This is a genomic window from Paenibacillus sp. FW101-FHT12H11 (assembly GCF_058790355.1).
The window spans coordinates 1010923-1033741 of sequence record NZ_JBYTCO010000001.1; the positions used below are offsets into that span (position 1 = coordinate 1010923).

A 22819-nucleotide genomic window follows, 5' to 3' on the forward strand; every position below is an offset into this window, starting at 1 on the left:
GAAAATATAAGGTGATTTGACGAAGATTTTTAACTATCAATAAAAAGGGGATCGACTATGGAAATTAGAAATATGACTCGGCGTCTTCAGTTTCCTTTTCAAATGAGTATGAGATACAAGCTTATGATTCTAATGGTTATTATCGCTGTGCTGCCGTTAACCTTAGTAACGATTTTCGCTGCAAAGACGACCAAGCACTCACTAAGTCTGGAAATCATACGTTCTAACGAGTCAAGGATGGACTGGGCAGCGAAATATTTTGATGAAAAATTTGGCCAATTGCATTCGGTGGCGTATTCCCTTCTTATGGATAATAATTTATTTCCGAATACCAATGGCGAAACGATTAGCGCTGGTACCGGTCTGGATACAGGTAAACCGTATATAGACGAGAAGCTCAGATCTCTCTATGTGGCCAACAACACGAATATTGCTTCAATTTCTCTGTATCTGAATGCCAAACAGCGCCTCTATATTGTGGATAAAGATGCCGTTCGATCAACAGATCAGAAAGTGAATCCCGCTTTGGAAGAAGGAGAATCAGCCAACAACCATCAGACCGTCAATAAGATTGTGAAATCTACACACAATAATTTCAAATTGATACGCAGCATGAATCGGTTTGAAGATCGCGAAATTCTTGGCGGCGTGTTTATTGAAGCCAGATGGAATATGATGGATAATGTCATCAACATGATCCATTCGGAGCCCAATAGCGAAGTGCTTGTATTGGATGCGCAGGGAAACATGATGTACAACCCTTACCCCGTACAAACGATGATGGATCAGGAAATGCTGGAAAAGGCGATACACGGCCCAATGGAACCAGGCTTTATTAAATCCAAGCAAGGAATTCTGTTTTATCAGCCTGTTGTGTCGGCCAACTTATGGATCGTGAAATTTATCCCGATTAGCTATGTGAATGAAGGCGCTTCCACGACGCTGAGTTTTAGTTTTTATACAGCGATGGTCTCTACACTGTTGGCGATTATTCTTTCCGTATTGATTGCTTATTTCACGACAAAGCCAATTATTCGATTAACGAGGTCGATGAAGGCCTTGGAGCACTTGAATTTCAACGTGGGTGTCGACAAGGTGCGAAGCGATGAGATCGGTACACTGGAGAGACGATTTAATTCCATGCTGCTGAAAATTAAAGAGCTGGTGCAAATTGAGTATAAAAGCAAAATTGAGAAGAGGACCGCACAGCTGAAAGCGATGCAGGCACAGATTAATCCTCATTTCCTGTATAATGCGCTGCAATCCATAGGCGGGGTTGCCCTCTCCCGACATGCACCGGAAATTTATGAGTACGTCAGAGCGCTTAGCGAGTTATTTCGTTATACGATCAAAATGAAATCGGATCTGGTCACCGTGGCTGATGAAATCGAACATGTCACGAACTATTTGCAGATTCAGAAATTGCGTTTTCAAGACATGATTCATATTCAAATGGACATCGAAGAGGACTGTGGACATTACGAGCTTCCCAAGTTCATCCTTCAACCTATCGTAGAAAATTGTTTTGTCCATGGTTTGGAAGGAAAGATGGGCCAATGGATCATCACGATCAGAGTCGAGAAAATGATGGATGACATCGAAATTAGTATTGAAGATAACGGACTAGGCATAGATGAGGCTCGATTGGAGGACATTCGGCGACAATTAAGCCGCCCTGGGGAGGATCAAGTGATAGGGGAAAGCATGGGAATGAACAATGTGAATTCACGGATTAAGCTTATTTTTGGTCAAGAGTACGGGATGTTTGTTACAAGCTCGAAAGGTGCCGGAACGACGGTCAAAGTCGTTATCCCCGCCATTGTTAAAGGAGAGGAGCCTATACAATGAAAGCTGTCATTATTGATGATGAATTCTGGGTCCGCAACAGTATAAGGCATTTGGCTGATTGGGAGCGACTAGGCATCTCTCAGGTTGAGGAAGCCGAAGATGGGCTTAGCGGCCTAAATATCATAGCGCAGATTCATCCTGAAATCGTCATAACGGATATGAAAATGCGAGGCATGGACGGAGCTCAGCTATTGCAAAAAATAAGTGAAGATTACCCGTTTATACGCAAGATTGTCATTAGCGGATTTGATGATTTTACCTATACGAAACAGGCGATTTTATCCAAGGTGGATGAATATCTGATCAAGCCGATCAACCCGGAAGAGCTGAACAGAGCTTTGGAGAAAGCGGTTCGAGAGTTGGGCGTAACACGGGGGATTCATGCGGCCAAGCCGTTGGATAAGCAGTTATTGAAGGTCATTACCGAGATGAAGCACACGGTCACCAGGCATTTTCAAGAGATGAACACAGAGGCGATCAAAAAAAGTTTTAAGCAGTTGGAGCAAGTGTTGAGCGATCAAGAAAGCCTGCAGCCTGGACTGAATAATTCACTCTACAAGCAATTCATGCTGCTATTGGAGGAGCAATGCGCCCTTTCAGGAAGCGAATTAACTCCGGATGCTCAAGCAAGCGTCAGCCATTTTTTTGTTACGGATGATACGAAGGTAATGGAGTGGATCGAGGTGTTAACTACCACCTATGTCGGGATCTTGGAAGCACTTATTCACCAAAGGAAAAATAAGAATCGCATTAATATCGACGAGATTCGGAAGTATCTTGATCTTTCCTATGCCGAGCAAGTGAGTCTAGGTACTATTGCGAACACATTTTTTGTCAGCAAAGAGCATCTCTCCCGCATGTTCAAACAAGAAGTGGGCGTCACCGTCATGGATTACTTGATTGCCAAGAGGATGGAGAAAGCGCTGGAGCTTCTTCAGGACGCCTCTGTATCTATCAAGAGTGCCGCAGAAGCAGTCGGCTATTCCGATCTCACTTATTTTCACCGCATATTCAAAAAAATGACAGGAATGACGCCATCTCAGATGAGACAGGATGATGAATGAGCTTAAGCCAGTGGAGTGATATCAATATTATCCAATCCGAGATGCTTTTTCTGTCCAATGAATGGTGGCGCTTTCTTAAGTATACTAGGTTCGTAAGCGTTACCATAACAAAGGGGGCGACAAAATGAAGAAAGCATTTGTAATGATAGTTGCTACGGCTCTGCTAGGAAGCACGGTAGCTTGTTCTTCGGGTCAAAGCACGCCAAGCGCTGGAGGAAGCAGCAATGCCAAAAGCGAGGGGGCGGCTAAAAAGGTTGAATTAAAAGTATTCCTTGGCGGCTTGGACCGTTTTCGCGATCAATTTGAGAAGTATTTCGCTGAATTTGCTAAAAAAGAAAAGAAAGAGAAAAATATCGAGGTTACGATCAATACCGAGTATCCGGGCTCCGATAATTCCACACAAATTTTGAAAACGCGTCTAGCCACCGGCGATGTTCCCGATATTTTCAGTTTGCATGCCGTGAACGACATTCCTGACTATTACAAAGCCGGTTATTTGGACGATTTAACGAAACAACCGCTTTCCCCTAAGCTAATTGATGGCATTAAGTCACTCGTGACAATTGATAATAAAGTCGTAGCGGTACCTATGGAAAGCTTGGCATGGGGGTATCTTTACAACAAAAAAATCTTTAAAGATTTAGGCATCAAGCCGCCGTCCACTTTGACAGAAATGAAGGCTGTTGTTCAAAAGCTGAATGACAATAAAATCAAGCCGTTTATGCTAAGTTACAAAGAAAGCTGGATTCCTCAGCTGTTCTTGCCTCTGGCCATTGGTGGGTTAGGCAACTCCAGCCACAAGGATTTTGTTGATAAAATGAACAAAAACCAAGGAAGCTTTGCAGATGTGAAAGAGATGTTCGGAATCATCGATCTTGTTAACAGCAATGGCACTGATCGTGTATTTGAAGTAGGCAACGATGACGGGGCTGCTGATTTCGCTGCCGGCAAAGCCGCTATGTGGGTGCAAGGTCCATGGGATGCAGACAGCCTATTGAAGGCTAATGATAAGTTCGAATTCGGGGTTGCTCCACTTCCTATTAATGATGATCCTGCTGCAACACTAATCAACGTATCCGTGTCAACTTCCTTAGCGATGGCTTCCCAAGGGAAAAATAAAGAAGTTTCGGCGGATCTGCTGAACTTCATTTTGGATGATCAAGCGTCGAACGATCTGTACCAAGGTTTGAAGTTCAATCCAGTGTCCAAAAACCACACGTTCAAACCGTACCCTTGGGTCGAGGACGCTTCCGTTTTTGTAAACAAAGGGCAATCGTATAAAGATCCGCAGATTCCAGCTGCCGTGAAAGATGAGTCGGGCAAAGCGCTTCAAGCCTATTTTAACAAGAAAATGTCCGCAGATGATGTCATTAAAGATCTGGATAAAACGTGGAAAGATGCGAATGCGATAGCCAACAAAAAATAAAGATTGGAAGTCATGTTGTGCTCTGCCCCGGTCCTTGTAAGATCAAGGCAGAGCACGAGATTTTCCTAAGGAGTGAGCCCACGTGCTGAAACGCCTTGCCAAAGATCATACATCATTGATTTTGTTCGTGCTGCCCGCTTTTATCATGTATGTGATATTTCTGGTTATTCCGATGCTCCAAGGCTCGTATTACAGCTTTACGAATTGGGATGGCTTGAACAAACATTACAGTTTCATTGGGATAGAGAACTTTATAGAAGCTATTCGCGATGATGCGAATTTTCGATCCTCGATTGTATTCACGGCCAAATACGTCTTGTTTGCTGTCGTTTTCCAGAACGCCATAGCGCTGCTGCTTGCCCTCATGATTGAATCTCAAAGCAAAGGAAAAGGGTGGCTTAGAACCATTTTTTTCATGCCTAGCATGTTAAGTATTATCATTAGTACGTTCATGTGGGTATTCGTGTTTACAAAGGTCATGCCTGCATTGTCCAAGTATGCCGTTTTGAAATTTCTCGATATTTCGTGGTTGGGCGACCCCAACGTCTCTTTTTTCACGATCATGCTCGTTTCGGTTTGGGGCGGTATTGGAACTTTAATGATTATTTACATGTCGGCCATTCAAGGCATTCCCATGCATCTCAAAGAAGCGGCTATTATTGACGGCGCCAAACCTTATCATATGCTGCGCTATATTACTCTGCCGTTGATTGCGCATGCGCTCACGATCTGCATCTTTTTAACCTTGAACAACTCGTTTAAAGTGTATGACCTAATCTATGCTTTGACAGGCGGAGGACCTGCCCGGGCAACGCAAGTTATCTCTATGAATATTCTGGAAGAGGCTTATCAGCGCAATTTTCGATACGGATATGCGAGCGCGAAAGCAATTATTCTCTTCCTGATCATACTTGTCATTACGCTTATTCAAGTGTCGGTGATGAAGAAGCGGGAGGTAGAGGCATGAACAAGCGGCAGTATTCGGGGCTGTCTCTATGGGTACTAGGCATCTTGGCTGTTTTTTTCCTTTTTCCGATCTACATGGCTATATTGAATTCTTTCAAAACGCAGGGAGAGATGTACAGCTCCGTTCTAGGCTTACCCGTCAAGCTTCACATTGAGAATTATTTGCAGGCCTTTAGCAAAGCGAACATGCTTAAGAGTGGCTGGAATACGATTGTTGTCACTGTAACTGGCATTGTGGTCATTGTGTTATGCAGCTCTTTGGCGGGCTACAAGCTTTCCCGAACGCCTGGAAAGTTGAGCAATGTGATATTCTTGCTGTTCGTATCCTCGATGCTGATTCCTTTTCAGACGATAATGGTTACTTTAACGAAGATGGCAAAATCGCTAGGACTGCAGGGCTCGCCATTTGGTTTGGGCATTGTTTGTGCCGGACTTGGCGTCAGTATGGCCGTGTTTCTGTATCACGGTTTTGTGAAAGGCATTCCACGAGAGCTCGATGAGTCGGCGAAAATGGATGGATGCAGCGAAGTAAAAACCTTTTTCATGATCATTTTACCGCTGCTGCTGCCGATTACCTTTACGATTGGTATCCTCAATCTGTTGTGGTTGTGGAACGATTTCCTCTTGCCGGTGCTCATGCTGACCGATTTCCGCCAATATACGTTAGTTTTGACCATCAATATGTTCTTCGGCAAGTACAGCCGGGAATGGTCGCTCATTCTGGCCTCTCTGATTTTGTCATCCATTCCGATCGTCGTCATATTTGCCTTGTTCCAACGTTGGATTATCCAAGGGATTACGGACGGGGCTGTAAAAGGATGACGGAATGACAAGAATTATGCATAAGGGTACTGCAAAATTAGTCGAAATCAGTCGAATGGTTTTCGGGAAACCGCCCATATTGGGTGGTTTTTTCGTTTTTTCAGGCCTATTATCCTAGCGGAATCGCGTGTTTTTCCTTGTTTTTACATATTCTTCACATTTTAATCACACTTCTATCATCAATGTCAAATATGTTGAAAGAGAGTATTTGCCCAAATGAAATGAAGCAGACGGAGGTTTCCATCCCATGAGGAAGTACAGTTCACTCAAGAGTACCACAATCATCGCAGTCGTTACCGCGATAACCGTCACCATAGCGGGTTGCAGCGCACCAGCAAGCACCGCTAAACCAGGGGCAAACGGACGAACGGGAACACGTCAGATGACCGTAGAAACACAAGTTGTTAAATTGTCGGACATCGGTGGCGGGCAGGTCTTTACAGGCTCGATCACGCCGGCCTTCACTACGAATCTTTCTTCCAAAGTGAATGGCCGCATTACTTCTCTTGATGTGAATATCGGGGATAAAGTGACGGTCGGACAGGCTTTAGCGCACATTGATACCACTACGCTTCAGCAATCTGTCGAGCAGAGCAAAATCGACTATGCTTTAAGTCAAGTACAGTACAACAAAGTGGTGAATGATCAGGCGAACAGTCTGGCTCTAGCTCAGAAAACGCTGGCCGTTCAGCAAGCCGCTTACGAGAAAACCATTAATGATCAGAAGAATGCTGTGGCTCTGGCGCAAACGCAATTAAATAATGCGATTACGACTCAGCAAAATTCGATTGAAACCGCAAAACAAGGGGTATCTACGGCACAAGTAGGCTTCAGTAAAGCACAAGCTGATGCCGCTACCGCCGTGACTGTCGCCCAGACGAACTTGAATTCCCAGTTAGACAGCTTATTAACAACACAGAATAATAATATAGATGCTTCTCAATTAAGCGTGCAGCAAGCTGTTGCTGCTTACAATTCAGCTCTTCAGACGGGGAAAGACGTAGACAGCGCATTAGCTAAGCTGCAAACGACACAGCTTTCCTTGCAGCAAGCGCAGCAGGCGCAGTATAAAGATACACAGTCGGCGCAGCAATCGTTGACGAGCTTGCAAAATGCGCTGTTGACGGCACAAAGCTCACAATCGGTACAAGTTGCGCAGGAATCCTTAAATTCAGCGCTATTATCACTGGCTAATACACAAGCGACCGCTGCAGCTCAGCTGGATCTCAGCCGTACTCAGCTGGCGCAGTCACAATCTTCTCAGGATATTTCCAAAAACAGTGCGGAGGCTGCGCTCGAACAATCCAAGCAGCAGCTGAAATCTGCCCAGTCTACGGATTCCTTGGAGGTAAGTGCTGCTCAGCTGCAGCAAGCTCAAACTAGGCTGAGTATTTTAAGTGAACAGCTTCAAGATGGTGTGTTGACGAGCCCTGTTGCAGGGATCGTAAGCGCGATTCTGGTTCCAGTCGGACAGAATGCCGGACAAGCTGCTGTCATGTCGATTGCTACGGTAGATCCATTGTTGGCAACCGTAAACGTATCCGAAGCATCCATTGGCAAAATCAAGTCCGGCTCACCGATGTCGGTTAAAATTCCTACATTGAATAAAACGTTTGATGGAACCGTGTATACCATTCATCCAACCATGGACGCTACGTCCAAATCTTTCCTGGTCGACATCAAAATTAAAGATGATAACCATGAAGTATTGCCTGGGATGTTTGCGGAATCGTCACTCAAAAGTGAGGGTAAACAATCCATCGTTGTACCTGCAGACGCCGTGCTCAGCCAACCAAGCGGTAATGCGGTATACATTGTGAAAGACGGGAAAGCGTCTAAGGTGCTTGTAAAAGTAGGCGTGATGACCAGTTCATCCTTCGAAATTACTAGCGGGCTGAAAGTTGGAGATGAGCTTGTCGTTAAAGGACAAGAGCTGCTCTCTGATAACGTTCCGGTTCAGATTAATCAACCAGGACAAGAAAATGGAGCAGGCAAAGGCCAGGGGCAGGCCGGTCAGGGTCAAGGCAAGGGCGGAGGCCAAGGGCAAGGACAAGGACAGGGTGGTCAAGGCCAAGGCCAAAGCAGAACTGGCGGACAAGGCGGTCAAGGCGGCCAGGGTGGCGGTCAAGCTGGTCAAGGCCAAGGCCGAAGCGGCGGCCAAGGACAAAACGGACAAGGCACCCCAGGTAAGGGAGCTGACCCATCAGGGGCTAAGCCAACCGGCAACGGCGCTGATGCAGCAGCTCCGAAAGCGGGGGCTGGACAGTGAAATTAGCTAATTTCTCCGTTCATCGTCCTGTCACCATCTTGATGATCATGATTTCACTCGTGATCGTAGGCTCGATCGCAATTCCGCTACTCCCCGTGGATCTGTACCCGAACCTGGAAATTCCATCAGCAACGGTATCGGTTTCTTGGAGCGGCGCATCGCCAGGACAGATTGAACAACAAATTACGAAGCCGATTGAGAATGCAATGGCTACCGTCACAGGAGTCACGAGTATATCCTCGAGCTCCCGTACGGGATCAAGTAACGTTACCCTGCAATTTAATTACGGAACGAATATTGATCAGGCAACCCTGACCATGCGGGATAAATTAGATCGTGTCCGAAGGCAGCTTCCTACGGATGCGGATGCCCCTGTCGTTTCACGTGTAGATCCGAACAGTACACCAATCATGACGTTAGCCTTGTATGGTAAAACAGATCTGGTCACACTGCGCGACATCGCTGACAATATTGTGAGTCCTGATGTTCAGCGATCCGATGGCGTTGCATCGGTTGGGGTTACCGGCGGACGTGTCAGACAAATACAAATTCTTGTCGAACCAAGTCGCTTGCAGCAATACAATATCTCTTTCAGTACGTTGGTTTCAGCTCTCGGTAATGATAACTCTTCCACGGACGCCGGTCTTGTGAATAAAGGCAGCCAACTGGTGCCTTTGCATATTGACGGAGAATTTAAGTCAACGGCTGATATCGGAAAAGTACAGGTTCAGCTAGGACGTGGACAAACGATCGCGCTAAGCGAACTCGGTACTATTATTGATACTTATCAAGATGTTACGCTTGAAGCGCGCAAAGACGGAGAAGTCAGCGTTTCCCTCTCTGTTCTTAAGCAATCGGATGGGAACACGGTTTCCGTGTCCACCAACATTCAGAACTCGCTTCAAGAAATTCAATCCAAGCTTCCGGAAGGCATGCATATCGCGGTATTGAATGATTCCGCCAAGTTTATTCGCGATTCCTTACGTACCGTTGTTGAGCATACGCTGCTTGGTGGCGTGTTCTCGGTCATCATCTTGTTGTTCTTCTTGCGAAGTGTAAGGGCGACGCTCATTATCGGTGTCGTTATTCCGATTTCAATCATAAGCACATTCAGTATGATGTATTTCGGTCATCAGACGATTAACACCATCACGCTCGGGGGCTTGGCGCTTGGTCTTGGTTCACTCGTAGACTTCGCGGTCGTTGTTTTGGAAAGTATTTTCCGTAAGCGCCATGAAGGCTTGTCTCCTGAAGAAGCTGCCAAAGTAGGAACAGCCGAGGTAGGTACAGCGGTTATGGCTTCAGCATTGGCTCAAATTGCGGTTTTTGCGCCGACGGCTTTCATTAGTGGCTTAGTTAAACAGTTTTTCTGGCCGATGGCATTGGTTGTTTGTTTCTCCCATATAGCCGCATGGTTTGCCGCTGTAACATTGGTGCCAATGCTAGCTGCGAAAATTTTGCGCCGCAAAGTCGATGAAGAACTGCCAACCGGCAGAAGCCTGAACCCTTTCGTTTGGTTCGGCAGAGGTATGGAGTTTCTCACGAAGGTGTACGGAAGGCTGCTGCGTTGGTCAATGCTTCATCGTTGGGTGATTATCTCGATAACAGTTCTGTTATTCGCTGCCAGCGTGTACTCGGTTCGTTTTGTTGGTAGTGAGTTAACGCCAAAAACAGATCAAGGGCAAGTCAACTTAAATATCAATCTGCCGCAAGGGACAGATTTCGCCGTGACGAATCAAGTAGCTTCTACACTGGAGACGAGATTGAAAGACGTGCCGGAAATCGATACGGTCTTTACTTCTGTCGGATCTGCCGGTGGCGGAGCCTTTCAATCAGCGTCAACGAATACGGGAAGCATTCAGATCCGGTTAAAACCGCTCAGTGAGAGAAAGAAAAGTACCGATCAAGTCGCCGAACAAATCCGGACGCTCACAACGGGCTTTGCAGGTGCGCAAATCGGTGTAAGTGTTCCATCCGGTGTACGTCTGCCAGGACTTGGCGGGGGCGGCAACTTTGGTGGCGGCGACATTCAAGTTGATTTATCCGGACCGGATTTAGCCGTACTGCAAAAGCTGGGCGACCTCGTCGCACAGGAGATTACTTCCGTAGACGGCACACGTAATGTGCAAAATACGTTAGATCGTTCGATTCCACAGTTTAATTTAACGATCGATCGCGATGCAGCGGCGCATTACGGCGTTTCGTTAAGAGACGTGATGACGGCACTGCGTACAGCTTATCAAGGAAGTGTGGCTACGCAGTTTAAAACCGCTAGCTCGCAAATTTCCGTTCTAGTGAAGTATCCGAATGAATTCACCAATAAGTTGGAGAATTTCAACAATGTGACGATCAATACGGCAAGCGGAACGATTGTCCCTGTTAGTCTCATTGCCAAAGTTGAGCCAGGTACAGGACCTGCACAAATTCGCAGACAAGATCAGAACCGTGTGGCGTCGGTGCAAGCTTCCGTATTTGGCGCATCCGTAGGGGAGGTATCGGCGCTCGTCAAAGCGAAAATTGATGCGATTCAACCACCGGACGGTTACCAAGTTAAAATGGGCGGCCAGCAGACTAGTCAGAATGATTCTTTTAAAAGCTTATACTTAGTTCTTATTCTATCCGTCGCTTTGGTGTACATGGTTATGGCTAGCCAATTTGAATCGTTATATGGTCCATTCATCATCATGTTCTCCCTACCGCCAACGTTTATTGGCGGCATACTGGGACTTCTCGTCACACATCGAACGATTAATATGAACTCTATCATTGGAATGATCATGCTAATAGGGATTGTCGTTAATAATGCCATTGTATTAATCGATTATACAAACCAATTGCGTGCCAAAGGGATGCCGCTGTTCGATGCTTTAATTGAAGCGGGTAAAGTGCGGTTGCGGCCTATTCTGATGACTACGGCGACAACGGTTCTAGCAATGCTGCCCCTTGTTATCGGATTTGGGGAAGGTGCGGAGACACAGGCTTCCATGGCAACGGTTGTAGCTTTTGGTTTGACTTTATCCACTTTAGTTACACTTGTATTGGTTCCTGTTGTTTACACATTGCTGGAAGGTTGGAAAAATGGCATTACAAAAAGATTTAAACGCAAACCAACCATTACCCAGGAGCCAGGGACGATCGTTTAGTGATAGAGATCTACGAAGATAGCTTTCATGATGGAAAGCTTTAAGGAGAAGGAACATGAAAACAGTGAAACGTAACGTTACTTTCTGGCTGCTAGGTTTTCTGCTTTTTAGTTCCTTTACAGCTTTCTCGGTATTTCCCGGGAAAGTTTTTGGGGAAACTAACAGCCCTATTACAGCCACATCTGACATGAACTCTGCCTCGATTCAGCAAATTCGGGGCGGGAAAGGTTTTACGGTTGTTTTGAAGAAAGACGGTACCGTTTGGACATGGGGAAATAACCTTCGCGGTAAGCTGGGGGGAGGACTGAGCAATCGTAATCAAGCGACACCAATTAGCGGATTGTCGGGTATTACAGCCATTGCGGTTGGTTCGGCTCATTCCTTGGCACTCAAGTCGGACGGCACCGTGTGGTCTTGGGGGGAGAACACCTTCGGCCAGCTGGGCGACGGATCCACAATAGATCGGTCGACACCTGTCCAAGTGGCTAATCTCACTCATGTGACGGCAATTTCCGCAGGTAGTTTCCACTCGGTTGCCATCAAGGACGATGGAACAGCTTGGGGCTGGGGAGATAATACGTACGGTCAACTCGGAGACGGTACGAATACTACCCAAAATAAGCCCGTTCAAGTCCTCGGCAATATCGCATCTGTTAAAGCGATAGCGAGCGGTGCTTACCATACTTTGGCGCTTGATCAAGACGGCGTTGTATGGGCTTGGGGCGACAATTTCTTTGGCGAGCTTGGTTATGGCTTTGATCAGAACCGTTTGAGTACGCCGATTATGGCTACAAGCGCCAACTGGCATATAACTCAGATCGCTGCCGGATTCGACTACTCATTAGCCCTTAAAGATGACGGTACTGTGTTAACTTGGGGATTGATCGATTCGGACCCAAGCACAATGTATAGCGCTATTACGACTAATTCGCCTGATGAACATAAGTACCCAGTTCTTATCTCCGGGCTGGATCACGTGTCTCAAATAACGGCTGGAGGTTCCCATGCTGCTATTTTAAAAGAGGATGGCAGCGTCTATACATGGGGAAACAATACCTCTGGTCAGTTAGGCGTTGGAACCGGAATTGATGGAAGAACATGGAGTCAAATATTTCCCGATCGTGTAAATAATTTGCCGGAAATAACAGGAATAGGGGCAGGTTCCAATTCCACTTTTGCAATCGATAAAGAGGGTAAGCTTTGGGCATGGGGGAACAACAGTTACAGCCAGCTTGGCGACAATACCCTGAATAATCAAGCTACTCCGGTTCAAACAAAAGTGGACGAGTGGTTGAATCCTTCCGTGGTTAAGCCCGGCGAAGGGACAGTTATTATAAAAGCACCTAAAGATCAGCCCCTTATGGCGAGCGAAAGCAATACATTTATTATAAAAAATAATCAGCTGTACGGTTGGGGCAGTAACACGTTCGGCCAATTGGGAGACGGAACGCATACTTCCGCCATTTCTCCGAAGGCTTTAAGTTTGGACGGGATTTCTGCCATTGAAGGCGGAGATACTCACATGGTTGCCGTTAAAAAGGATGAGACCCTATGGACATGGGGGCAAAACTTCTTTGGTCAATTGGGCGATGGAACAACGACGCCAAGCACGGCACCCGTTCAAGTAAAAGGCTTGAACGGTGTGGTATCCGCGACAGCTGGAAGCAATCATACTTTGGCCTTGCTTAATAATGGTTCTGTTTGGAGTTTTGGCGACAATACCTATGGACAATTAGGCCATGACACAACGGCAGCGTCGAACCAAATTATCCAACTTTCCAACATTGTTGCTATCGCTTCAGGCGCTAATTTTAACTTAGCCCTAGAAAATACCGGGAAAATCTGGGCATGGGGAGATAACACGAGTGGACAGCTAGGAGATGGGACGCTTGCCAGTAAGCAGCAGCCTGCGCAGATTTATGATCTAGCTGGTGTTATCGCGATATCGGCCGGTAAGAACTTTGCGCTTGCTCTAAAGGATGACGGCACCGTCTGGGCTTGGGGCTACAATGCCTTCGGACAGCTAGGGAACGGAACAACCGTTAATCAGTCGAAGCCGGTTCAAGTGACGACATTGCCTTCCATGAAGTCCATACATGCAGGCTCTTATCACAGTCTAGCGATTGCGAAGGACGGAAGTGTTTGGGCTTGGGGCCAAAATCTTTTTGGACAAATCGGCGATGGTACGAAGGCCAATCAGAATAAACCGGTACAAATCAAGGGGATTGCCAAAGCAGATGATGCTGCGGCAGGCGGGACACATAGCGTAGTGAAAGGAACGGACGGCACCATTTGGACGTGGGGCGGCAATTACACAGGCCAACTGGGGAGCAGTTCCTTAGCAAATCGCAATCTGCCGGAGGTTGTTACTGGGTTAAATGCTTCTTTCAATGACTTGGAAGGTCACTGGGCGAAGGGAAATATTCTTCAAGCATCAGAGCAAGGCATTGTAAATGGCTATAGCGACGGCAGCTTTCTTCCTGATCGTGTCATTACCAGAGGCGAATTTCTGAAGCTTGCGGTTACGGCTATGCATCTGCCTATTGCTTCAGAAAACACAGGCGGCGCCTGGTATCAACCCTACGTTGACGCTGTACAAAAGGCGGGCATTCTGCAAGCGGGGGACCTGCAACAGGGCTGGGATCTTCCGATTACCCGTCAGGAGATTGCAACCGTTGCTCTCCGTGTCATAACCCCGGATTTGCAAAAAGCAAATACCGTCATTGACCCAAGCTTTGTGATGAGCGAAGCCGTGAGTAAAGGAATTATACAAGGTTTAAGCGACGGAAGTTTGGCACCGAATGAAGCAACGACAAGAGCGCAAGCGGTCGTCGTTGTCGAGCGTGTCGGAAACGTTCTGCAAGGCAAGTAATTCTAACCAGATAGCTGAATAGGGAATCTGTTAAAGGTACAGCTGGAACACGAAGAGTGAATATTACTCTTGTGATCCAGCTGTATTTTTTCGTGTTGCACCAGAAAGATGGATAGAAAGATTTTCTATCTATCCTGCTTTCCATATTTATGTATAATAGGAAGGGGAGTATTTTCCATAAACTAGTTAGGGAGAGATTTATTTGAAAGTGCACACTCGCTATGTAATATCTACTTTACTAGCACTTACGCTTTTGGGAGGAAATGGCCAAGTATTCGCAGCTCAAGCCACCAGTGTTTCGCATTGGCAAACGAAGGAGCTGGACGGTGAGGTCTATGTGAAGGCATCCGACGTTGTCAAAACGCTTGGGGGAAGTGGAAATTACCGGGCTGAAGAGAACGATTTTAGCTATACTTCTGCATCACGTATAACGGAGGTAGTCAAGAAGGTATCTCCATCCATAGTCGGAATTATTGGCAAGCCGATGAGTGGGAGCCAGGCTTCGTCGGACAACCGTTTTAATTTAGCACATGGCACTGGAATTATTGTTCAATCCGATGGGCTTATTGTTACCAATGCGCATGTAGTCGAAGACATGAAGCAGATTATCGTAGTAACCTCAGACGGGAAGCAATATGCGGGAAAAACGATTCATTTGGATGAAGAAAGCGATCTGGCGGTCGTTCAAATCGACGTCAAAGACCTGCCGGCAGCCACATTCGCCAAAAGCAGCAATGTTGAGGTCGGTGAACTTGTTGTTGCAATCGGCACACCGATTACTTTTGCGCTTCGCAACTCCGTTACCTACGGCGTGATTAGCGGGACTGACCGCTCGCTGCATTCAACGTATCGCCTGCTCCAAACCGATGCGGCTATTAATCCAGGCAATAGCGGCGGGGCATTAGTTAATCTGCAGGGTGAGGTTATCGGTATTAATTCATTGAAGTTATCTGCCGCAGGCATCGATGGACTTGGATTCGCTATTCCTTCAGACACAGTTCAATATATTTTGAATCAGTTTATAAAATTCGGCAAAGTCAAACGACCTGCGCTTGGTCTGGAAGTAGAGGAGAGCTGGGCGGCTGTTGTCGGGCTTCCTACAGATGAGCCGCTTAAGGTTTCGCGCGTAGATCCGCATACGTCCGCTGCCGATGCCGGAATTAAAGAAGGCGATGTCCTGTATTCTGTCAATAATTCCAATGTGAAAACACTGGTTGATTTAAATGAGTTATTGAAACAATATCTACCCGGAGACAAGGTTACTTTGACCCTGCAGTCTAACGGAGACATTATCCAAAAGGATATTATCTTGCTGGATGCGACCCAAACCCAATAAACTCGGAAGGTGACAAATGATTAAATTACGCTCTACATACCTGATTTTACTAGCATTTATACTCATCATGATTCAACCGCTCAGCGCTTTTGCCGCTGATACAGAAACGAAGGATCAATCCGTACAGATTCAATTGAAGCTTGGTGAAGATCATATTACGATTAACGATCAATCCATTTCGGTTGAAACTCCTTATGCGAACAATGGCGTGACGCTTGTACCTCTGCGAGTCATCACATCGGCGTTCGGCGCAGCGTTAAGCTGGGCATCTGAAACACAGACGGTAGGACTCACCTATAATGGTACATCCATTTCGTTACAAATCGGCAGCACAACAGCGACAGTCAACGGGAAAGAAGAACAAATCGAAGTTGCTCCCGAGTTGAAAAATGGGACGACCATGGTACCACTCCGATTCATTTCGGAAAAGTTCGGAGCCAATGTGAAGTTTGATGAAGCGACTTCAACGATTGCGATTTCCAGCACGCGTGCAGCCGGCACGGATGCCGGAGGCATTGATTCAGATCTAGGAAAGACGCATATCGGCAACAGCTATTATGGCTGGTCGATGAAATATCCGACAGGTTTGGTGAAGAGTTATCAGAGCTTTAAGGAAGATTATGTTTCATTCAATGATGCAAATGGTGAGTACCACATTAACATTTCGGTGAAGTCCGATATGACCGAGAATATGTCGGAGGATGCTCTACTGGACTTGTTGGTGGATGAAACAGATGGTGAACCGCTGCTAGAGAAAAAATATGTTTCAAGCAGTGCACATCCATACGCGCTCATTAAATCCAAGGATGATGGTGAACTCTTTGAATATCGCGCTTATCAAAGCGGCGACAAAGTATATATCCTTATTTTCACGATTATAAAGGAAGAAACGGATAAAGTCATAACGAAACATAATGCTTATCAGGATCTATTAAACAGCTTCCAAATGTCATTCGATACAAATGTTAAAACCTTGAAAGACCTTTCGACAGTGAAAGATGGCTTGCGCATGTATACGGATGAAACGTATGGGATTTCCATCAAGATCCCAGCTGACTGGTCGAAATCCGGTAGCAACAGCGAAATGATTCAATTCATTGATCCGAAGAAAAAAAGAAGTATCGGTTACAAAGTGACCTCCAAGTCGGATAGCGATACGCTGCAAAATTGGTCCGATCGAGATGCTGCCAATTATAAGCAGCTGTATACTCCAGCATATAGCAAAATGGAAGCTTCACGAAGTATCGTCGTTGACGGGAATCAGGCGCTTGTGACGCGAACATCGAATACATTCGACACTCGCATTTGGGATTCAACGGAGAACGTGAATCTCATCAAAGGAAATTATAAATACTTTATAGCGATTGATTTTAGCAATAAGGATGATCTTTCCGATAGCTTTATTCAATCCACACTGCAATCGATTAAAATCGGTAAACCTTCCAGTTCGATCGGGACGATTAAAGATAGCTCGGAGAACTTGGATCGTTCGAAAACGAGTGTAGTGAAGAATAAGAATTATAACTACACGATTTCAATTCCTGATTACTGGAAGCTGAATGCAGCAAAAAGTAAAAACAGCAGTCTAGAGTATAACTTCGGGGCAGGGTATTTTCTGTTACTGCCTGATGATTCGGAACTATCTGGTTATACTCCCCAAGAGGTTATCAAACAAATTAAGGAAAAATCACTAGCAGAGTTCGGCGGTACTGATCTCAAAGAGACCGCCAACCGGACGGAAACCATCAATGGTGTTCAAGCGCTCTGGGTAGAATGGGAGTTTAAGAATCTCGTAACGACAGTCAGCTTCTTTCAAAAGGATGGAACTTCCTATCTGTTCATGACGATGTACCCGAAGGCAATCCAAACGGAGTTCTTGCAAAAACAAATTTTGGATACAATCAAATCCTTCCAAACAACGAAATAAAGCACCAAAAAAGCCGGAGACCATCTCCGGCTTTTTTGGTGCTTTTTATGCCGACAATTAAATATCGTCCGTCAAAACAAGTGTATCCCCGTTAACGGTTCCCTTCAGCTTCAACAACGAAAGATTAACGTAGGCCGTGCCGTCATAGGTAAAAGATCCCGTTCCTTTGGAATATTGGCTGTTGGTGGCGAATGAGCCGACAAGCTGGCCATTATAACTCAGCTGCAGCATGGGATCTCCCCAGCTAATCGTGTAGAAGCTGCTTAAGGTCGAAAGAGAGACATAACGCGCTCCATCCACTTGGATCAGTCCGAATTCACCTGTACTTTTTTGGGATTTTTCATCCTCTAAACTGAGAATCACCGTTTTAATTGCTTGGTAGCCGCTGCTTGGGTCACCAGGCACTTGCGGTTCAGGTGTTGCGGATGGGGAAGGCGTCGGAGATGGCGATGGCGTTGGGATGGCTGGCTGTACCTCCTTTTTCTTTAGCGAAATGCCGAGGTCGGCATCGAAAGAAACATCGTATCCGGTTGCTTCACCAAGAGCACGTACCGGCAAATAGGAAGTGCCGTCCACAACGATAGCTGGAGTTGCCAGTGTTTTGCCTTCAATTTGGAAGGGGAAAGCCCCCTGAATTGTTTTTCCTATTAAACTAGTAACTTCTTCTGCATGCGCAGAAAGTGTCGTAGCCAAGAGAAATCCGGCGATCCCGCCGATGATATACTTTTTCAAATGATGCACCGCCTATTGGGTAGATTGTCTATGATTAATAATACGCTATGTTGTTTTTGTGCTGCAACTGTATGGCTTTTGAAATTTACATAAAGTAAATGCAGAATTTATATAATCCCCGAACTCCTTTTATATACTTAAATTGCTTGAATATAGGGATTAGGTGGTAGAACAAAATGATCAGAAAACGCAACTTGCAAGAATGCCATTCTCTGTATAACTTAATCAATGATCCTGAGGTTTTTCCTTATGTGCGTTATAAATGCCAGTCGTATGAAGAATATTTATTCGTTACCAAGCAGTTAATGGTGGAAGAAGAGCAGATGACGTGTATTTCAAGAACGATTCTTAACGAGATCGGGCATCCCATTGGTACGATAGATTTATATAACATTGAGAATAGAGCAGGTTTCCTGGCGACATGGATTGGAGCTCCTTATTTCGGCCAAGGTTATAACCAACGGGCGAAGGAATCCTTTTTTACGGAACTTTTCCTTGAACATAGGATTGAAACGGTGTTTTTGAAAGTCAGGAAACAGAATATTCGCTCCAAAAAAGCCGTTGAAAAACTGCCGTATGCCAAATTAGCCAATGATTTGAACCCGCATGTTTATGCATCTATCAATTCTACTGAACAAATCTATGATTTGTATCAAGTGGAGCGGTCGGACTTTTTAGAAGCTAGTGAAGGTATGCAGCATGAGGTAGCGACATAATGAGAGAAATGGGCCGGTACTCCAGTGGGGGGCCGGTTTTTTCACTTTTGGGGACCTAGAGTCCTCTATTATGGAAAAAATGGGTCTGTATCCTCTTAAGGGGAACTACAGGCTCTTATTTGACCTTCATGACCCGCAGTTCGCGTCGAATTGGCAAAATAGCGGACCGTAGTTCCCCTCTACCTCTGAAACTGTGCGTTTCCCTAGAAATAGAGGACGCCAGTTCCCCTAAGGAAGCATCTTAGCCAGATTTCTGCGGCTCTTCTGATAGAAAATGATTTTACCCCCTACGAATCATGAGATTACCTATCACCCAATCGCCTTCAAAAGCGTTAAAATAGACATATCCATCCCTCTGGGATATAGACTTATATAAAACGGTGACACGATCACAGGTTTGAAGGGAGTATGTCAATGTTTTGGACTGTTGAGAAATTGCATGCGCGAATCCATGAACTGGAACCATTTCGCTACCGTGATGCGAGGGTTATCGATACTTTTCGAATGAAACACGATGCCGAAGGAGCGGTTGGAGCTTATCCGACAGAAGACGGCGAGTGGGGGAATATTCATATTGGAGATCGCTGGAAAGGGCGCGATGTCTACTACTGGTTAGCTGCGGACCCTGTTATCCCAGCTGAGTGGAAAGGAAAGAAGGTCATCGGCCGATTTAACTTAGGCCAAACGGGCGGAGGAACGAACAGCGGGTTTGAATCGCTGCTTTTTCTGAACGGGGAGCCGTATCAGGGCGTGGACTCGAATCATGAGGAAGTATTTTTCGCTGAGGAACTGATAGGTTCTACGATCCAGCTTCGCTTCCGCTTATGGTCGGGGTTAGGCGGCTATCAAAGCCACCTTGAAATGGAAAGCCAGCTGGAGATGGCAGCTTTGTGCTGGCTGGATGAAGCATGCGACGATTTGTTCTACACAGCCAAAGCTTTGCTGGAAACGATTCGCATCCTGGATGAAAATCGTCCGGAACGGCACCAGCTGCTGTCTATGCTGGATCAAGCTTTTCTGCTGCTCGATTGGTCAAGGCCGGGCAGCGATGCCTTTTACCACTCAGTTGCCAGCGCGCAGGAGCAGCTTCAAAATGCGTTGTCAGCGGTGCCCAAGCTGCACTCGGTTGTGGTTCAATGCATCGGGCACACGCATATCGATGTCGCATGGCTCTGGCGTTTGAAGCATACGCGGGAAAAAGCCGCAAGATCTTTTTCGACGGTACTGCGATTAATGGAGCAGTACCCGGAGTACATTTTCCTACAAACACAGCCGCAACTGTATGAATACATCAAATCGGATTATCCGGAAATTTATGAACGCATCAAGGAACGTGTGCAGGAAGGACGTTGGGAAGCAGGCGGTGCGATGTGGCTGGAGGCGGATTGCAACTTGGCTTCCGGGGAATCGCTTGTGCGGCAGCTTCTGTATGGCACCCAATTTTTCCGTGATGAATTTGGCGTTGACTGCAAATATTTGTGGTTGCCTGATGTATTTGGATACAGCTGGGCGCTGCCGCAGATTTTGCGAAAGGCCGGTATTGAAACTTTCATGACGACGAAGATCAGTTGGAATCAATACAACAGGATGCCTCATGACACATTTATGTGGAGGGGGATTGATGGCACGGAAATTTTGACTCATTTCATTACAACGCCGGATCCTGGCTCCAGCGAAGGAGCCTTCTACTATACGTATAATGGAAAAGTTACGCCATCCTCGGTCCAAGGGATTTGGGACGCCTATCGTGATAAATCGCTCAATTCGTCTTTGCTGCTGGCCTATGGATACGGCGATGGCGGGGGTGGCGTAAACCGGGAAATGCTGGAGATGAGGCGCAGGCTGGATCAAATACCGGGTATCCCCGCGGTGAAAACGGGACGCGCCGATACGTATTTCAACGAGTTGCAACAACAGGTGTCCAACTCAAATTCCTATGTGCACACATGGGACGGTGAATTGTATCTGGAGCTGCATCGCGGCACCTACACCAGTCAAGCGTATAACAAGCTGATGAATCGAAAGCTGGAGCTTTTGTACAGAGAAACCGAATGGATGCAAGTCATAAGCAGTCTGTTGAATGCTGACGCACATGCAGGCAATGGAGAAGCTTCGCTCCTTCTCTATGAAGGTTGGAAGATTATTTTACGCAATCAGTTCCATGACATCATCCCGGGTTCGTCGATTCGAGAGGTCTACGAGGACAGCAGGGTTGAATACGCAGAAGCGCGTGCCATTGGCGAGAAGGTGTGGGATCAATCCGTTTCCTATCTCACAGACGGCAAACAGGGGCGTGAAGTGGTGGTGTTCAACAGTTCGCCGTGGGAGCAAACAGATATCGTATGCTTGCCGCAAGAAGCATCTGCAGAAGAATGGTTGGATGCTCATCAACGTCCGCTTGAAGTGCAGCGGGTGGATGGGGAGATGTGGGTGAAGGTTGAGAACGTCCCATCGATGGGTTACACGGTGATTCGTCAGGCCGATCAAGCGGACACGTATATGCAAAAGGTTAAGGAGAATCCATTCCAAAAGCTGGATCAGGGGTTAATCACTCCTTTTTACGAAATTGAATGGGATGCTCATGGTCAGATCGAACGACTCTATGATCGCATAGAGAAGCGGGAAATCATCGCTCAAGGCCAACGAGGTAACCGATTTGAAGTGTTTGAAGACAAGCCGAAAGGTCGGCACGAGGCGTGGGATATTGATATTTTTTATACCGAGAAAAAACAGGAAGTGACTTGTGTGACTCGGATGGAAGTGACGGGCACCGGAGCTTTGGCTGCTATCGTTCGATTCGAATGGTCCTACATGGATTCGACCGTTGTACAAGATATGGTGCTCTACGCGCATAGCCGCAGAATAGATTTCAAAACGCGTGTGAATTGGAATGAGCAGCGGAAACTGTTGAAGGTAGCATTTCCTGTGCGCATCCGGGCGACAGAAGCGACTTATGATATTCAATTCGGCAATGTAAAGCGGCCTACGCATTGGAATACGAGTTGGGATTACGCACGGTTCGAGACGGTTGGCCATCAGTGGGCTGATCTATCCGAACGGGGGTATGGCGTCAGCCTCTTGAATGATTGCAAATACGGCTATGATATCAAAGATCATGTGATGAGACTCACGCTGATCAAGTCCGCAAAGGTTCCTGACGCTACGGCTGACCTTGGCGAGCATCACTTCACGTATTCCCTGCTTCCGCATGCCGGCGATTGGTACGATGGTCAAACGATGCAATCCGCATGGTCGCTTAACAATCCATTGACATCTGCATCTGGCGCGCCTGATCAAGCATCATTCAGCCTGTTCCAGCTTTCCCGCGATCATGTCATGATCGATGCAGTCAAACAAGCTGAGGACCAAAACGCGGTCATTCTACGCGTACACGAATTCGCAGGTATAAGCGGGCAAGTGGACATTACGAGCGATGTCCGGATTGCGTCCTGGCAGGAATGTGATCTGCTCGAACGCCTGGAAGGCGAACAGCAGCATGACGCTAGAATAAGCGTTCAGATGAAGCCATATGAGATCAAGACATTTATGATCCATTTTAATTAGCATGCAGGCAAATGAGGCCGCGATTTTTTCGCGGTCTATTTGCTTTTGCCGTGCATTTGTGTGCATTTGCCATGAATCTGCCGCGTATGTACAGCAAATTTCCCGATGTCCTTCCCCTGGGAGGAAGACAGTTG

13 protein-coding genes are annotated in these 22819 nt (G+C 46.4%); 12 read left to right on the top strand and 1 reads right to left on the bottom strand.

Annotated features, from left to right (window positions below):
• Positions 1-57 precede the first annotated feature (57 nt).
• From AC3WTJ_RS04240 to AC3WTJ_RS04285, 10 genes are all read left to right on the top strand, one after another.
• Positions 58-1848, top strand: a complete 1791-nt coding sequence (locus AC3WTJ_RS04240; protein WP_492520713.1) for a sensor histidine kinase — start codon at positions 58-60, stop codon at positions 1846-1848.
• Positions 1845-2912 carry a response regulator transcription factor gene (locus AC3WTJ_RS04245; RefSeq protein WP_492520714.1) on the top strand — a complete coding sequence of 356 codons (1068 nt, stop codon included), beginning with the start codon at positions 1845-1847 and terminating at the stop codon, positions 2910-2912. The genes AC3WTJ_RS04240 and AC3WTJ_RS04245 overlap by 4 nt, the downstream gene beginning before the upstream one ends.
• 124 nt (positions 2913-3036) lie before the next feature.
• Positions 3037-4338 (top strand): ABC transporter substrate-binding protein, encoded by a 1302-nt coding sequence (locus AC3WTJ_RS04250; RefSeq protein ID WP_492520715.1) that lies wholly within the window; start codon positions 3037-3039, stop codon positions 4336-4338.
• Between the two features lie 145 nt (positions 4339-4483).
• Entirely contained in the window at positions 4484-5305 is an 822-nt protein-coding gene (locus AC3WTJ_RS04255; protein WP_157317415.1) for a carbohydrate ABC transporter permease, read from the top strand.
• Positions 5302-6126, top strand: a complete 825-nt coding sequence (locus tag AC3WTJ_RS04260) for a carbohydrate ABC transporter permease (RefSeq protein ID WP_492520716.1) — start codon at positions 5302-5304, stop codon at positions 6124-6126. The genes AC3WTJ_RS04255 and AC3WTJ_RS04260 overlap by 4 nt, the downstream gene beginning before the upstream one ends.
• A 247-nt stretch (positions 6127-6373) precedes the next feature.
• The gene (locus AC3WTJ_RS04265) at positions 6374-8395 is read left to right on the top strand and encodes an efflux RND transporter periplasmic adaptor subunit (RefSeq protein ID WP_492520717.1); all 2022 of its coding nucleotides are present in this window, start codon (positions 6374-6376) and stop codon (positions 8393-8395) included.
• Positions 8392-11538: an efflux RND transporter permease subunit gene (locus AC3WTJ_RS04270; protein ID WP_492520718.1), complete on the top strand. Its 3147-nt coding sequence runs from the start codon at positions 8392-8394 to the stop codon at positions 11536-11538. Before AC3WTJ_RS04265 ends, AC3WTJ_RS04270 begins: the two co-directional genes overlap by 4 nt.
• 55 nt (positions 11539-11593) lie before the next feature.
• A complete protein-coding gene (locus tag AC3WTJ_RS04275) occupies positions 11594-14410 on the top strand; it encodes an RCC1 domain-containing protein (protein ID WP_492520719.1) in 2817 nt (938 codons plus the stop codon).
• Between the two features lie 202 nt (positions 14411-14612).
• Complete coding sequence (locus AC3WTJ_RS04280) at positions 14613-15746, top strand: S1C family serine protease (RefSeq protein WP_492520720.1); 1134 nt, start codon at positions 14613-14615, stop codon at positions 15744-15746.
• A 16-nt stretch (positions 15747-15762) separates the two neighbouring features.
• On the top strand, positions 15763-17673 hold the full coding sequence (locus AC3WTJ_RS04285; RefSeq protein WP_492520721.1) for a stalk domain-containing protein: 1911 nt from the start codon (positions 15763-15765) through the stop codon (positions 17671-17673).
• A 57-nt stretch (positions 17674-17730) separates the two neighbouring features.
• Here the strand turns inward: AC3WTJ_RS04285 and AC3WTJ_RS04290 are convergent, their stop codons facing one another.
• Complete coding sequence (locus AC3WTJ_RS04290; protein WP_492520722.1) at positions 17731-18405, bottom strand: stalk domain-containing protein; 675 nt, start codon at positions 18403-18405, stop codon at positions 17731-17733.
• A gap of 176 nt (positions 18406-18581) precedes the next feature.
• On the opposite strand from AC3WTJ_RS04290, the gene AC3WTJ_RS04295 reads away from it, so the two are divergent.
• Both AC3WTJ_RS04295 and AC3WTJ_RS04300 read left to right on the top strand, forming a co-directional pair.
• Complete coding sequence (locus AC3WTJ_RS04295) at positions 18582-19121, top strand: GNAT family N-acetyltransferase (RefSeq protein ID WP_492520723.1); 540 nt, start codon at positions 18582-18584, stop codon at positions 19119-19121.
• Between the two features lie 414 nt (positions 19122-19535).
• Complete coding sequence (locus tag AC3WTJ_RS04300; RefSeq protein ID WP_492520724.1) at positions 19536-22685, top strand: alpha-mannosidase; 3150 nt, start codon at positions 19536-19538, stop codon at positions 22683-22685.
• Positions 22686-22819 lie beyond the last annotated feature (134 nt).